Annotated in this window: 9 protein-coding genes; 6 read left to right on the forward strand and 3 right to left on the reverse strand. The window is 65.0% G+C overall.

Features of this window, described 5'->3' with window-relative positions; translation table 11 throughout:
* The first annotated feature begins 30 nt into the window (after positions 1-30).
* Both ACIPZH_RS13395 and aldA read left to right on the forward strand, forming a co-directional pair.
* Positions 31-2,211, forward strand: a complete 2,181-nt coding sequence (locus tag ACIPZH_RS13395) for a PQQ-dependent dehydrogenase, methanol/ethanol family (protein ID WP_400636428.1) — start codon at positions 31-33, stop codon at positions 2,209-2,211.
* A 7-nt stretch (positions 2,212-2,218) separates the two neighbouring features.
* On the forward strand, positions 2,219-3,652 hold the full coding sequence (aldA, locus tag ACIPZH_RS13400; protein WP_400636429.1) for an aldehyde dehydrogenase: 1,434 nt from the start codon (positions 2,219-2,221) through the stop codon (positions 3,650-3,652).
* Between the two features lie 278 nt (positions 3,653-3,930).
* Here the strand turns inward: aldA and ACIPZH_RS13405 are convergent, their stop codons facing one another.
* The 3 genes from ACIPZH_RS13405 to ACIPZH_RS13415 all read right to left on the reverse strand — a co-directional run bounded on the left by ACIPZH_RS13405 (position 3,931) and on the right by ACIPZH_RS13415 (position 8,915).
* On the reverse strand, positions 3,931-5,844 hold the full coding sequence (locus ACIPZH_RS13405; protein ID WP_400636430.1) for a sigma-54-dependent Fis family transcriptional regulator: 1,914 nt from the start codon (positions 5,842-5,844) through the stop codon (positions 3,931-3,933).
* Between the two features lie 93 nt (positions 5,845-5,937).
* On the reverse strand, positions 5,938-7,458 hold the full coding sequence (locus ACIPZH_RS13410) for an FAD-dependent oxidoreductase (protein ID WP_400636431.1): 1,521 nt from the start codon (positions 7,456-7,458) through the stop codon (positions 5,938-5,940).
* A gap of 128 nt (positions 7,459-7,586) precedes the next feature.
* Positions 7,587-8,915, reverse strand: a complete 1,329-nt coding sequence (locus ACIPZH_RS13415) for an MFS transporter (RefSeq protein WP_400636432.1) — start codon at positions 8,913-8,915, stop codon at positions 7,587-7,589.
* 163 nt (positions 8,916-9,078) lie between these two features.
* On the opposite strand from ACIPZH_RS13415, the gene ACIPZH_RS13420 reads away from it, so the two are divergent.
* From ACIPZH_RS13420 to ACIPZH_RS13435, 4 genes are all read left to right on the forward strand, one after another.
* Positions 9,079-10,176 (forward strand): sugar diacid recognition domain-containing protein, encoded by a 1,098-nt coding sequence (locus ACIPZH_RS13420; RefSeq protein ID WP_400636433.1) that lies wholly within the window; start codon positions 9,079-9,081, stop codon positions 10,174-10,176.
* 111 nt (positions 10,177-10,287) lie between these two features.
* A complete protein-coding gene (locus ACIPZH_RS13425) occupies positions 10,288-11,427 on the forward strand; it encodes a glycerate kinase (RefSeq protein ID WP_400636434.1) in 1,140 nt (379 codons plus the stop codon).
* A gap of 361 nt (positions 11,428-11,788) precedes the next feature.
* The gene (locus tag ACIPZH_RS13430; protein WP_400636435.1) at positions 11,789-13,105 is read left to right on the forward strand and encodes a phenylacetate--CoA ligase family protein; all 1,317 of its coding nucleotides are present in this window, start codon (positions 11,789-11,791) and stop codon (positions 13,103-13,105) included.
* Positions 13,102-14,817: a prenyltransferase/squalene oxidase repeat-containing protein gene (locus tag ACIPZH_RS13435; RefSeq protein ID WP_400636436.1), complete on the forward strand. Its 1,716-nt coding sequence runs from the start codon at positions 13,102-13,104 to the stop codon at positions 14,815-14,817. Before ACIPZH_RS13430 ends, ACIPZH_RS13435 begins: the two co-directional genes overlap by 4 nt.
* Positions 14,818-14,822 lie beyond the last annotated feature (5 nt).

Genomic DNA, 14,822 nt, shown 5'->3' on the forward strand with positions numbered 1-14,822 from the left:
GGTGTCCATAACAAGAACGGAGAACCGAGCATGAATCGAACAGGCCCACACCGTCGGCCTCTGCCGCATTTGCTGAGCTGCCTGGCCTTGAGCCTGGCGTGCAGCGCACCTGCTTTAGCCGCCGAAGTCGACGGCCAGCGCATCATCGACGCCGACAAGGAACCCGGCAACTGGATGAGCCACGGCCGAACCTATGACGAGCAGCGCTACAGCCCGCTCAAGGCGATCAACCAGGACAATGTCAACCAGCTCGGTCTTGCCTGGAGTTACAAGCTAGACCTTGACCGTGGTGTGGAAGCGACACCGATCGTGGTTGACGGGGTGATGTACACCACCGGGCCGTTCTCGGTGGTATACGCCCTGGACGCGCGCAATGGCGCACTGCTGTGGAAGTACGACCCGCAGTCCGACCGCCACCGCGCCGGTGAAGCCTGCTGTGACGCGGTCAACCGCGGGGTGGCGGTGTGGCAGGGCAAGGTCTACGTTGGCGTGCTCGATGGCCGCCTGGAGGCGATCGATGCCAAGACCGGCAAGCGCGTGTGGTCGGTGGACACCCGCGATGACACCAAGCGCAGCTACACCATCACCGGGGCACCGCGCGTGGTCAATGGCAAGGTGATCATTGGCAATGGCGGCGCCGAATTCGGTGTGCGCGGGTACGTGACGGCGTACGACGCCGAAACCGGCAAACAGGCCTGGCGCTTCTTCACCGTACCGGGCGACCCCAAGCTGCCGCCCGAGAACAAAGCCATGGCAATCGCCAGCAAGACCTGGCACGGCGACGCTTATGTCGAGTGGGGCGGCGGAGGTACCGCCTGGGACTCGTTCGCCTACGACCCGGAACTCAACCTGTTATATATCGGCGTGGGCAATGGCTCGATGTGGGACCCGAAATGGCGCAGCCAGGCCAAGGGCGACAACCTGTTCCTGTCCTCGATCGTCGCGGTCAACGCTGACACCGGCGAATACGCCTGGCACTACCAGACCACGCCAGGCGATGCCTGGGATTTCACCGCCACCCAGCACATGATCCTGGCCGAGCTGCCAATTGACGGCAAACCACGCAAAGTGCTGATGCAAGCCCCGAAAAACGGCTTTTTCTACGTGCTGGACCGTGCCACCGGCGAGCTGCTGTCGGCGAAGAACATCGTGCCGGTCAACTGGGCCAAGGGTATCGACATGAAAACCGGGCGGCCGATCCTCGACGATGAGGCAGCGGCCTACTGGAAGGACGGCAAGCGCAAGCTGGTGACGCCGGCGTTCTGGGGCGCCCACGATTGGCACCCGATGTCCTACAACCCCGACACGGGCCTGGTGTACATCCCGGCGCATATCATGTCGGCCTACTACGAACACATCCCCGAGGCGCCCAAGCGCAACCCGTTCAAGAGCGTTTACCAGCTGGGGCTGCGTACCGGCATGATGCCCGAAGGCGCTGAAGGCCTGCTGGACATGGCCAAGAGCTGGTCGGGCAAGCTGATCGCCTGGGACCCGGTCAAGCAAGCGCCAGCGTGGGAAGTACCGTACATCACCATCTTCAACGGCGGCACACTGAGCACTGGCGGCAACCTGGTGTTCGAAGGCAGCGCCGATGGCCGGGTGATCGCCTATGCCGCCGATTCAGGCAAAAAGCTCTGGGAGTCGCCCGCCGCCAGTGGGGTGATGGCAGCGCCGATCACCTATTCGGTGGACGGCGAGCAGTACGTGACGTTCATGGCCGGCTGGGGGGGGGCGTTCTCCACCTTTGCCGGGGCGCTGTCGCTGCGCGCCGGGGTGCAGCCGTTCGCCCAGGTGCTGACCTACAAGATCGGCGGTACCGCCAAGCTGCGCGAGCCGGCTCCACCGGCCGATGCACCGGAGCCGCCCGCGCTGAGCGCCGATGCGCAGACGGTCGCTGCCGGGGCAGCGCTGTATGACGGCAACTGCTCGCAGTGCCACGGTATTCACGCCGTCAGTGGCGGCGTGCTCCCCGACTTGCGCAAGCTCACTGCCGAAAAGCACCAGATGTTCCTTGGCATCCTCTATGGCGGCCGGGTCCCCGATGGCATGCCTTCGTTCGCCGACAACCTCAACCCCGAGCAGGTCGAGCAGGTGCACCAGTACCTGATCAAACGCGCCCATGACCTGAAGGCCGAAGGCGATGCATGGCAGCGCTTCAGCGCTAAGCCCGTCGCCCAGCCGCCCCTGGCCGACAACACACCACAGGAGTGACCCAAGCATGACTGACACGACCTACCAGAACTTCATCGACAACACGTTCGTGCCCAGCGAGGCGCTGATCGAGGTGTACAACCCGGCCAACGCTCAGTTGCTCGGCCGGGTGCCGGAAACCCCGGCTGAACAGGTGGAGCGCGCCATTGCCGCGGCGCGCAAGGCGCAAAAGGGCTGGGCGGCGAAGACAGCCATCGAACGGGCAGGCTACTTGCGCCAGATCGCCAACAAGGTGCGGGCCAATGCCGACCGCCTGGCGCGGATCATTACCCAAGAGGGCGGCAAGGTGCCGGCGTTGGCCCAGGTCGAGGTCAGCTTTACCGCTGACTACCTGGACTACATGGCTGAATGGGCGCGGCGCCTGGAAGGCGAGGTACTGAGCAGCGACCGCGCCCACGAACACATCTTCCTGATGCGCAAGCCATTGGGCGTGGTGGCGGGGATTCTGCCGTGGAATTTCCCGTTCTTCCTCATCGCACGCAAGATGGCGCCGGCGCTGCTCACCGGCAATACCATCGTGGTCAAGCCCAGTGAGGAAACGCCCATCAATTGCTACGCGTTCGCCCAGTTGGTGGCCGAGACAGACCTGCCTGCGGGGGTATTCAACGTGGTCGGTGGCAAAGGGGCGAGCGTTGGTCACGACCTGTCGAGCCACGCCGGTGTCGATCTGGTGAGCTTCACCGGCAGCGTTGCGACTGGTGCACGGATCATGGCTGCGGCGGCACCGAACATTACCAAGCTCAACCTCGAGCTGGGCGGCAAGGCGCCGGCGATCGTGCTGGCTGATGCCGACCTGGAACTGGCGGTGAAAGCCATCGTGGCCTCGCGCGTGATCAACACTGGCCAGGTCTGCAACTGTGCCGAACGCGTGTATGTGCAGCGCAAGGTGGCCGACGCCTTCGTCGACAAGGTAGGCCAAGCCATGGCGGCCACCCGTTATGGCGACCCCTCGCGCCAGGCCGACCTGGACATGGGGCCGCTGATCAGCCAGGCCGGCCTCGACAAGGTGGCGCAGATGGTGCGCACGGCTGTAGGGCAGGGCGCGCAGGTGGTGACCGGGGGGCAGGTGGCCGACCTCGGCGCCGGTTTCCATTACCAGCCGACCGTGCTGGCCGGGTGTACGGCGGACATGGAGATCATGCGCAAGGAGATTTTCGGACCGGTATTGCCGATCCAGGTGGTCGATGATCTGGACGAGGCGATTGCCTTGGCCAATGACAGCGAGTACGGGCTGACTTCGTCACTCTATACCCGTGACCTCAATGCCGCGCTGAAGGCCTGCCGCGAGATCGACTTTGGCGAGACCTACATCAACCGTGAGAACTTCGAAGCCATGCAGGGCTTCCACGCCGGTGCGCGCAAGTCCGGCATCGGCGGGGCGGATGGCAAGCACGGGTTGTATGAGTACACGCGTACGCAGGTGGTGTATATCCAGGGGTGAGCGATCACGGCATCTCGCTGTCGCCAGCCAGCTGAGTAGGGGTTGGCGACGGGCTGCAAAGCCGGCGCAAATGCTCGCTGGTCCCGTCGAGCGCGCTCGGGCTATTACAGCTCTGCTATGGGGGCTGCTGCGCAGCCCATCGCCGGCAAGCCGGCTCCCACCCCGACCGAGCAGTTCTTCTGGCCTGCGCTTTACCTGCGAAAGCAACGGTCTTACCCATTTCTAGAAGCCGGCGCAATCCAGGTGGGAGCCGGCTTGCCGGCGATGGGCCGCACCGGTCACACCATCAGGTTCGGCTGCACGATCCCGTAGCGCTTCATCTTCCGGTACAGCGTCGAGCGCGAAATGCCCAACGCCTGCGCCGCTGCACTCATGTTCCAGCGCTCACGCTTCAAAACCTCCAACAAGTGCTGCACCTGAAGGTCTTCCACCCGCTGCTCGAGCGCCCCAGGCGGCGCCAGCGCTGGGCTGTCCAGCAACTCCTGGGGCAAGTCGGCCAGCTCGATCACCCCGCCTTCGGCCAGCGCCACCGCCTGGCGCAATGCGTTGAGCAGTTGGCGCACATTTCCCGGCCACGCATGCTCCAGCAGGCAACGATGCGCCTCTGTGCTCAAACGCAAACGCGACCCCGCCGACACGCTACACAGCAGTGTATCGATCAGCTCGCGGCGGTCGCTGCGTTCACGCAGGGCCGGCAACCGCATGCGCATCCCGCACAGGCGATAGTAAAGGTCCTCGCGAAAGCGCTTCTCGCCAATCATGGCCTGCAGGTCCTGGTGCGTCGCCGATATCACCTGGATATCCAGCGGCACCGGTGTTTCGGCCCCCAGCGGTACCAGTTCACGTTCGGCCAGCACTCGCAGCAGCCGCGTTTGCAGGTGTGCAGGCATGTCACCGATCTCATCGAGAAACAGCGTGCCGCCATTGGCGTGCTCCAGCTTGCCTTTCATGCCTTTGCGGCTGGCACCGGTGAAACTGCCAGCGCGGTAGCCGAACAGTTCGCTTTCGATCAAAGACTCGGGTATCGCCGCGCAATTGAGCGCCACGAACGGCTTGGCATGGCGCTGGCTGGCCTGGTGCAGGGCGCGGGCGAACGCCTCCTTGCCAGTACCGGTTTCGCCGTTGAGGAGGATGGCGATGTCCTTGTCCAGCACCTTGCGCAGCCGGCGCACGCCTTGTTGCAGTTGCGCGTCCTGGCCGGCCAACTGATCGAGGCCGGGGTGGCCAGCCCGCGCTGGCATCGGCGGTGCAGCCCGCAGCGGGCGGTAGCCTGCCGGGACGCGCAGGCCCACGTCCAGTAAAAGCGGCTGAGCCGGGCCACGCAACTGGGTACCGCGGGCGCCGCCACGGGTGAGCTCAAGCAATTGGTCGATATCAGCGTGCAACAGCTGTTCGACAGGCGCCCCTAGTAACGTGCCGCCATACGCCAGGAAGGCTGCCCGATTGGCTCCGATCACCCGGCCACCCTCATCCAGCGCCAGCAACTGCTCGGCCGCCAGGTCCGAGAACTCGTCACGCGGTTTCAGCGCCAGGGTCAGGCGGTCGCGGTAGCGTTCGCGGAAATGGCTGTTCTCGATCAGCCGGGCGTAGAGGGTCACCAGTTGCAAGGTCAGGTGCTGTGCTTGCTTGGGGCCATCGTTGTACAGGCAGGTGGCATTGAGGCAACCGAGCAATCGATTGTGGGCATCGAAGATCGGCGACACCGAGCAGCTCAGGCGCGCGTTGGCGGCCAGGAAGTGCTCTTGACGGTGGATGGTCAAGGCCTGGCCGCACGCCAGCGCGGTGCCGATGCCGTTGGTGCCGGCTACCGACTCGTCCCAGCGCGCGCCAACGATCAGCCCCGAGCGCGTATAGCGTTGCGGGTCGGGCGGCAAGCGGGCATCGAGGGTAATACCCTCGGCGTCGCTGAGCAGCACGGCGAAGCCTGCATCCACCACCCGCCGCGCCAGGCCGCTGACACCCTGGCTGGCGATGGCCAGGTAGGCCTCATGCTGGGCTTGGTGCAGGCGGATTTCGGTTGCACTAAGTATGTTGTCGACATGCCGCAGTTCAGGGTCCAGGTGATGCTGGTTGATGCTGCGGTACCAGGACTCGGCGATAACAGGTTCTGGCATCAGGCCGCGTTCGGCGAAATGGCAATCGACGAACGCAGCCAGCTCACTGGCGGGGGGTGAGGCGGTGTGCGCGGCCATGGGCGCTCCACGAAATTCTTGTTATTGGAGGTGGGGAAAACCATAGCTGATTTTTGCAGGCTCGGCAGCCAGGCTGGCCCGTGGCGAAAGCGTTCAACCGATCAACTCAAGCGCCTGCGCCAGGCTCAGTGACCGCTTCATGCGCTGGGACAACTGCGCCATGGCATCGGAATAGCCCCTGGCGATCACCGCTTGCACCTGCTCACCTGCACATTGCAAGGCAATGAAGTCGCCTTGTTCCGGCTGCCCGACAAATTCGATGCGGTCCCAGTCGCGCGCATGCCCCAGTACTTCATAAGTGAGCCCATGCTGATAGGTCCAGAAGAACGGCACGTCGTCATACCGGCGCTGCTCGCCCAGCATGTTGGCAGCCGCGATGACACCGTGTTGCTGAGCCAGGCGCCAATGCTCGATGCGCACCGGGCGGCCGGTGAGGGGGAAGGTCGCGATATCGCCGGCAACCCATAGCCGATCGGCGGCCTGCAAGTGGGCGTCCGCTGAAATGGACCGGTCTTCGGCCAATTGCACGCCCTGCACGAAGGCAGTGGCCGGGGTGACGCCGGTACCGAGCAAGACCAGTGACGTGTCGAGGGTCTCACCGCTGCTCAGCTGCACGGCTTCGACGTGCTGCGTACCGACGAAGCGTTCGACCTCGGTCGGGCCATGAAACACCACGCCCTTGCCCTCATGCAGCGCGCGAATGGAGCGGCCGATGCGCTCCCCCAACGGCGTGCGTAACGGAACTTCGTGGCGGGTGACCACGTGGACCTGTGCGCCGTATGCGCACAGTGCCGATGCGGCCTCCAGGCCGATGAAACCGTCACCGACGATCACCACGGGCTGGCCGGGTTCGGCGGCATCGAGCAGGCGCGCTGCATCTTCGCGCGAGCGCAGCGTGAGGATGCCCGCCAGGCCTGCACCGGGCAGGTCTGGGCGTTTTGGCTTGCCGCCGGTGGCCAATAATGCTGCGTCATAATCGATGCGTTGGCCGTCAGCGAGGATGATCTGGCGCTTTTTGGCATCCAGCAGGCGCACCTTGGCCGAGCGCCGTTCCAGTTGGCCGGTGCGCAACTGGTCAGCGTCAAGCAGCGCCGGCACCTCGTCCGGCGGCATTTCGCCGGCAATCACGAATTTGCTCAGCGCGGTCCGGTCATACGCCGGTTGCCGTTCCTGGTCGAGCCACACCAGGCGCCCGCCGAACCCATGGGCCAGCAGCGTGGCAACTGCCGCCGAGCCTGCGGCACCGGCGCCGATGACGACGAAGCAGCGCGCATCGCTGTGGCGCGGTGGCTCGGGTTGCGGCAGAGGCTGGTCATCGACCCAGACATCGCCATCCTTGACCCAGGCGCGGTAGCGGCGCAGGTCTGCCAACGCCGGGGGCTCGCAGACCACACCCTCGTCGATGGCGAAAGCAGCCTTGTGCCAGGGGCAGACCAGCAGGCCGTCGCACACCACGCCTTCATCCAGCGGCGCGCCGGCGTGCGGGCAATAGGCCTGGTAGGCGCGGACCTGCCCGGCGCTGCGGATCAGGATCACTTCTTCGCTCCCGGCCTGTACCCGCAGGGGGCGGTTGGGGTCCAGCTGGTCGAGGCGGGCCACGGCGTAGGCGGTCATGGGAGTCTCCAAAGGGGGCCTTTGGGATCATTTGACGCCTCGGACGGGAGGGTGATGCGTCGACCTGACGACCGGAAGCGCCGAGTCGCTTCCCGGCGACACACGCCCCTGCGGCAGCCGCCTTGCCGTCAATGGGCCCGGGCCGTCGCCAGGGCACTGCCGCGCGTCACCCGCAGCGCCACGAGGCTCCCCAGCACGATCAGTGCTGCCAGTGAATACAAAGCGGCGTCGGTCGAACCGGTCTGGTCCTTGATGAAGCCAACCCAGTACGGGCTGAGGAACCCGGCCATCTGCCCCACCGAGTTGATGATCGCCAGGCCCGCGACCGCGGCACTGGCGCTGAGCAGTGCGGTGGGCATCGGCCAGAACATCGGCAGGCCGGTGAGGGCCCCCATGGTGGCGATCGACAGGCCCAGGATGGCGATGGCCGGTGTGGCGGCAAAGTTGACCGCAATCAGCAAACCGACAGCGCCCATCAGCATCGGGACCACCAGGTGCCAGCGCCGTTCGTTGCGCAGGTCCGCCGAGCGGCCACAGAGGATCATGAACACACCCGCCAGCAGGTACGGAATGGCGCTCAGCCAGCCGATCAGCAGCGGGTTGTCGAAGCCCATGTTCTTGATGATCGACGGCAGCCAGAAGTTGATCGCGTAGACACCGCTCTGAATGCAGAAATAAACGAAGCCGAAGGTCCAGATCAATGGGTTGGTCAGCACGGCGAGCACACCGTCGCCATTGGCGACGGGTTTGCTGGCGGCATCTGCCTTCAAGTCGGCCTCGATCAGCTGGCGTTCGGCGGGGCTCAGCCAGGCGGCTTTGTGGTAACCATCGCTGAGCATGCCAATGGCCAGGAAACCCAGCGCCACGGTTGGCAGGCCCTGTATCAGGAACATCCACTGCCAGCCTGCCAGGCCATGCTGGCCCGTGGCGAAGTGTTCGAGAATCCAGCCGGAGAAAGGCCCGCCGAGCAGGCCCGATACAGGGATCGCCGACATGAACAAGGCCATGATCCGGCCACGGCGGTCCGCCGGGAACCAGCGCGAGAGGTACAGCACCACACCCGGAAAGAAGCCTGCTTCAGCAGCGCCGGTCAGCAAGCGCAGGGTGTAGAACTCGGTCGGGGTGGTGACGAACAGCAGGCAGGTCGAGAGACTGCCCCAGGCGATCATCATCGCCGCAATCCAGCGCCGCGGGCCGAAGCGGTTGAGCGCCAGGTTGCTTGGCAGGCCACAGAGCACATAGCCGATGAAGAAGATCCCGGCACCTAAGCCGTAGACGGTTTCGCTGAATTTGAGCGCGTCGAGCATTTGCAGCTTGGCGAAGCCGACATTGACGCGGTCGAGGTAGTTGAACAGGTAGCAGATGAAAATGAACGGAATCAGCCGCAGGGTGATGCGCCGGTAAAGCGCGTTGCGGGTGATGTCTGTGCCTTGGTCAGGGGCAGGGCTGTGTGCCATGATCGGGTTCTCTATTGTTATGGTTGTCGCCGCGTCGCCTGTGCCGGCGCTCGCCCTGATGAGTCTCGGGCAGTGCGACGCAGCTGTCTTTGTGCTTTTGCACAGCCATCTGGGCACGGCGCTGTGCTCACGAACAAAGCCTAACACCCTCAAGGATCATCGAATGTTCGAACTGGACCATGACCTGGCGCAGGATATTGTCGATCGGGCAATGGCCATTCTGCCGTGCAATGTCAATGTCATGGACAGCCAGGGGCTGATCCTGGGCAGTGGCGAACCGGAGCGCATCAATACCCGCCACGAGGGCGCGCAACTGGTATTGGCCAACGGCCGAATCGTTGAGCTCGATGCAGAGGCCGCCAAGTGCCTCAAAGGTGTACAACCGGGAGTGAATTTACCGCTGATGCTCGATGGGCGGCTGATCGGGGTGCTGGGGTTGACCGGTGAGCCGCAGCAGCTGCGCACCTACGGCGAACTGGTGCGCATGACCGCCGAAATGCTCTTGGCTCAGCGCCACTTGCAGGTTGAACAGCAATGGCGGCGCCAGCGTTGTGACGACCTGCTGGCGTTGCTGCTCGGTGGCACCGGCGACTCGCCGCGGCTGCTGGACGAAGCGCAGCAATTGGGCCTGAAACCGCAATTGCCGCGGGTGCCGTGCTTGTTCGAACTGAGCGCCGGCCCGGCGGCCGAGGCCTTGGCCGCCTGGTTGATGAGCCGTTACCCGGACAGTTGGTGCGTGAGCCCGGCGCGCGATTCCTTGCTATGGTGCCGCCCGGCCGGTGTCGTGCTGGACGATCAGCGCCTGTTCGAGCGCGTGCAGCGCAGCGGCTGGCAGATCGAGCGCCTGGCGCTGGGCAGCCCGGCACAGAGCCTTGAGCAGTTGCGCCGCGGTTACCGGCGGGTCCATGATCTGCTCGCCTATGGCCGCGAAGTGTTGCCGGGCGAGAAACTGTTGAGTCTTGCGCGTTACCGTCTGCCGGCTTTGCTGTGGCGCCATCGTAATGAAGACGCGCTGGATGAGCTGCTTGAGCCGCTGCGCCGCATTGGCGCCAAGGATGCCAGCGGGCAATTGCTCGCCACCTTGCGCGCGTGGTGTGCGCATGATGGCCAGAGCCAAGCCTGCGCCGATGCCCTTGGCATCCACCGCAACAGCCTGCGCTACCGCCTGGAACGCATTGCCGAGCTGGGCGAGGTCGATCCGCTGCGTCTGGAGGGCATGTTGAGCCTGTACCTGGGGTTGCAGCTGTTGCCAGCGGCTTGAGCGGGGCAAAAAGGCATTTGCCCAAACAAGCTACCGGCCATTTGTGCATCCGACCGAGGCCCGCACGCCAGACAACTGTCAGCATGCGGCTATCTGGACAGGAGAATCCCCATGAAAATCGTCATCGCCCCCGACTCGTTCAAGGACAGCCTCGATGCTGCCGGTGTCGCCCGTGCCATTGCCGCCGGCCTGGCCGAAGCGCTGCCGACCGCCGAGTTGCTCGAGTGCCCCATGGCCGATGGTGGCGAAGGCACCATGCAGGCGATTGTCGCTGCCAGCCACGGCGAGCTGCGCCGGCAAACCGTTCGCGGGCCACTGGGCCAGCGCGTGCAGGCCAGCTGGGGCTGGCTGGCCGACAGCCGCACGGCAATCATCGAGATGGCCCAGGCCAGTGGTATCCAGCTGCTGCCGAGTGCGCAGCGCGATGCCTGCCGCAGCTGCACCTGGGGTACCGGCGAGCTGATCGACGCTGCACTCAGCGCAGGGGCACAGCGCATCGTCCTGGCGATTGGTGGCAGTGCGACCAACGATGGCGGCAGCGGCATGCTGCGGGCCTTGGGCCTGCGCTTGCTGGACGCCGACGGCCAGCCACTGGCAGACGGCGGCCTGGCCCTGGCCGGGCTGGCACGCATCGATGCCAGTGGCTTTGACCCACGCCTGGCGCAGGTTCAGGTCGACGTGGCGGCTGACGTCGACAACCCCCTGTGCGGGCCCAATGGTGCTTCGGCGATCTTCGGGCCACAAAAGGGCGCCAGCCCCGAGCAGGTCCAGGCCCTGGACAAAGCGCTGAGCCACTTTGCCGACCATTGTGCGCAGCTGCTCGGTCAAGACGTGAGAGCACTGCCAGGATGTGGCGCGGCCGGCGGCATGGGCTTCGCTGCCAAGGCCTTCATGCAGGCGCAGTTCCGCCCAGGCGTGGAAGTGGTCGCGGAGCTGGCCGGCCTCGATGCGCTGGTACAAGGCGCCGACCTTGTGATCACAGGTGAGGGCCGCTTCGATGCCCAGACCCTGCGGGGCAAGACCCCGATGGGCGTGGCCCGGGTCGCCAAGCGCCACGGGGTGCCGGTGGTGGTGCTGGCGGGCACGTTGGGCGACGGCTATCAGCAGTTGTATGCGCATGGCATCGATGCGGCCTTTGCCCTGGCCAGCGGGCCGATGACCCTGGAGCAGGCGTGCGCCGACGCCGCGCACTTGTTGCAGGCCCGGGCAAACGATATCGCGCGGGTATGGCGGTGCGCCCAAGGGCGTTGAAGCCTCTGCGGCAAATATGGCGATGCGCCGCGTGGGCGGCGCACGATCGCAAAGATGCGGATAAAGCCCTTGGCATGCCCTAAATACCTCACCTGCTCGACAGCCTGCCTGGCTGCGTGGCGATAGTGCTGCAGCCGGACACCCTTTGGGAAATACCAAAAACATCTTTATCTGATATCCCGCCGGATCCACGGCGCGATGAGGGAAATGCGTTCGGAAAAAGCGCACTTAATGATCAGGTTTTACCTGCTGAAGTTGCTGAATAATACCCCGCGCCTATCACCGGCGGTTTCAAATAAGTATTTTACTTGAGCCGGACGCTCGCCAATTCTCTGCGCTGTTCATTCGAGAGGGCGAGTCGATGTTAGTTCATAGCGACCAGGATTACGGCGTGCTGCAGGCCGCGGAACGCGAGCTTCAGCTGCAAGCGGGGCAGGTGCCCGACGCCGCATTTTATGAACGCAAGTTGCAAGCAGTTTGGACGCGAGCACAACACAGCGCCCATTACGCAAACATAGGTCCTTACAGTGCAACGGCCTTCCAGCAGTTGCCTGTGACCGCCAAGGCATTGCTCAAAGACCAACCGCTCAAGTTCTGCACCGTAGAACTCGGTGATGCGGCCAAGTATTACGCGACCACCGGCACCACTGGCGAGCCGACACCAACCCCGCGTGTGAAAGAGGACATCATCTGGAACGCCGTCAGCGTCGCCAGCCATTGGCGGACAGTGCTGCGCCCGGGGGCTCGGGTGGCCAACCTGATGCCATCGGACATCGTGCCGGTAGGTGACCTGATCGCCAATGTCTGCGAGTACCTGGACGTTTCCCACGTGCGCCTCTATCCCTTTACCACCGGTATTACCGACTGGGAGCGCGTGTGCAAGACCTTCGACACGTATCGGCCTACGGTGCTGTTCATCGCGCCGGGTGTCTTGGTGCAACTGACCCGCTACCTGAAACAGCGCGAAATGCTGCACAGCTTCGCCGGGTCGGTGCGCTCGATCATGTTGCTTGGCGAGGTCAACACCCAGCCGTTCCGTGAACGCCTGGCGCGTTGGTGGCAATGCGATGTGTTCGATGCCAGCTACGGCAGTACCGAAACAGGCACCCTGGCCGCAGTGGGCGAAGACCTGCAGATGCGCCTGGCCACGGCGAGCAATCATTTCGAGCTGCTGTTGCCCGACGGCAAGCTGGTGACCCCGGCCGAGGGCCTCACGGGCCGCCTGGTGGTTACGCCGCTGAACCTCTATGCGCGGCCGCTGTTGCGTCTGGACACCGGTGACAGCGTGACTATCACCTCGCCTTGGACGCCAGGCCGGATCAGCCCGACACTGCAGGTCAACGGGCGTGACAGCGACAGCGTCCGGGTGGCGGGGGTAGGCCTTGAAATCCGCGCGGTCGAGGAGGTGGTCTACGGCAGTTGCGATGCCACCGGGTATGTTATCGAAGTGGACCGCCAGGCTGACAGCGCCGCGCTGATCCTCGAACGTGACGTGGTCTGGGACACCCGCCAGGAAGCGCGCCTGCAAGCGCATCTGCTGGAGCGCTCCGAGCAGCACATGGGGGTGCGCTGGAGCCGTGTACTGTTCGTCAACAACCTGTCGGCGCTGAACAAGAGTGGCGGGTCGCAAAAGAGCTGGAAGAAAACCAACCTGCGCTACGTCGGTGGCCAGCAATGACGCCGCCACGCTTCCCTGCGGGGCAGGGCCTGGGCAACGGCCAGGCGGATTTGTGGTGCACCTATGCGGCCATCCGCAGCCTGGCCTGGGTCGAGCGCCTTGAGCAAGCCGATGCACCGGTATTGCAGGCCTACATCCTGTCTCGGCGTAACCGCGATGGCGGCTTTGCCTGGAGCAAGGGGATGCCGTCCGATGCCTGGGCGACGTTTTACTGCACCGAAACCCTGCACGACCTGGGCGTTGCGGTTGAAAAGAGCGACGAGACAGCCGCCTGGATCACTACCCTGTTCGATGGAAACGCCTATGCCATGTGCCCGGGGCAGACGGCGGACGTGTGGGCCAGCCACTACGCGCTGCGCACCCTGATCGAAGTGTGCAAGGGCCAGGTAGCGGACCCCGCGCCCCTGTATGAATGGCTCGAAGGGTTGCAGTGCGCCAATGGTGGCCTGAGCTGGTCGGCGGATTTCGCCCGACGCAACCTCGCCGACACCCGTGCCTGTTTCTACGGCGTGATGGCTGCGCGAGCGTTGGCGCGCCAAGGCTTGCCGGCGCCGCAATGGGACGTGCCACGCTTGATCGGCTGGCTGCAGGCGCAGCAGCTGGAGTGTGGCGGCTTTCGCTTCAGCGAAGCGGCGGCTGTGCCATGCCTGTGGGCGACGTATCGCGCCACCGCCAGCCTTGCTGCATTGCAGGCGCAACCGCTGGGCCGTCAGCGCTGCGCCGAGTGGATCGATGCCTTGCGCGGCCCGACCGGTGCGTTCGTACGCTGGGCCGGTTATGACGGTGAGGACGTCTGGGCGGCATTCTGCGCAGTGGGTTCACTCAAGGCACTGGGCGAGCCGCTGGCGCACCTGGCCGATGACGTGGCTGCATTCATCGCCACGTTGTGCATGCCCCAAGGCGGTTATTCGTATCGCCGCGCCGACACCGCCGCCGACGTGCTGACCACTGCGGCCGCTGTGCTGGGCGATCGCCTGGCCCCGCAGCAGCGCGATGCAGCCCTGCGCTGGATCGAAGGCTGCCAGATGCCCAACGAAGCCGGGATCATGTACATGCCAGGCCGCGGTGCCGAGGTGCGGTGCACCAACTGGGGCCTTGCAGCGGGCGCCTTCAGTGGCCAGCCCGGGCCTCGCCAGGCGATCGGCCGCTGGCTGGCCTCGCTGCAGAACCCTGACGGCGGCTTCGGGTTCTGGGAGGGGCGCGGCTCGGACATGGTGTCCACCGCATCGGCCGTGTCGATCGTGCGGCAGTTGGGCGATGACAACGGCGTGGACCTCGCGGCCATCGAACGCTTCGTCGGCAGCTGCCGGCAAGCCCATGGCTACGCATCGTTCCCGCGGGGCGAAGTGTCACTGCGCGCCGGGTTGCAGGCCCTGGCCTGCCTGGCCCACACCGGCAACGACGTCACTGAGGCGGCCGCCGCGTTACTGGCTGCGCACAAAGTGCGCCAGGGGGGCTTCGCCAACCAGGGGCAGCGCATACCTGACCTGCTCAGTACCTACCAGGCGGTGGCCCTGGCTGCCGAACTGGGCCTGCCGGTGGACCTTGCCCACCTGCGCTTTTTCCTCGACAAGGTGCACGGCGACGCCGGCCACGCCTGGTCGCCCTTGTTCCTGCAAGGGGTGGACGCGCTGTCCATTTGCCTGGGCCGCCTGCTCGACGCCTTTGCCCAAGGCCTGCGCCAACAGCTGCCCAGCTTGCAGTTGTCGTAAGGAGC

Origin of the sequence: Pseudomonas sp. NPDC089758, assembly GCF_044748705.1 — a bacterium.
GTDB classification, from domain to species: domain Bacteria; phylum Pseudomonadota; class Gammaproteobacteria; order Pseudomonadales; family Pseudomonadaceae; genus Aquipseudomonas; species Aquipseudomonas putida_X.

What these genes read in the sequence shown, in the direction of transcription:
- ACIPZH_RS13430 (WP_400636435.1), top strand. Translation starts at nt 11,789, where the DNA reads ATGTTAGTTCATAGCGACCAGGATTACGGCGTGCTGCAGGCCGCGGAA.
- ACIPZH_RS13420 (WP_400636433.1), top strand. Translation starts at nt 9,079, where the DNA reads ATGTTCGAACTGGACCATGACCTGGCGCAGGATATTGTCGATCGGGCA.
- ACIPZH_RS13425 (WP_400636434.1), top strand. Translation starts at nt 10,288, where the DNA reads ATGAAAATCGTCATCGCCCCCGACTCGTTCAAGGACAGCCTCGATGCT.
- ACIPZH_RS13395 (WP_400636428.1), top strand. Translation starts at nt 31, where the DNA reads ATGAATCGAACAGGCCCACACCGTCGGCCTCTGCCGCATTTGCTGAGC.
- ACIPZH_RS13410 (WP_400636431.1), bottom strand. Translation starts at nt 7,458, where the DNA reads ATGACCGCCTACGCCGTGGCCCGCCTCGACCAGCTGGACCCCAACCGC.
- aldA (WP_400636429.1), top strand. Translation starts at nt 2,219, where the DNA reads ATGACTGACACGACCTACCAGAACTTCATCGACAACACGTTCGTGCCC.
- ACIPZH_RS13405 (WP_400636430.1), bottom strand. Translation starts at nt 5,844, where the DNA reads ATGGCCGCGCACACCGCCTCACCCCCCGCCAGTGAGCTGGCTGCGTTC.
- ACIPZH_RS13435 (WP_400636436.1), top strand. Translation starts at nt 13,102, where the DNA reads ATGACGCCGCCACGCTTCCCTGCGGGGCAGGGCCTGGGCAACGGCCAG.
- ACIPZH_RS13415 (WP_400636432.1), bottom strand. Translation starts at nt 8,915, where the DNA reads ATGGCACACAGCCCTGCCCCTGACCAAGGCACAGACATCACCCGCAAC.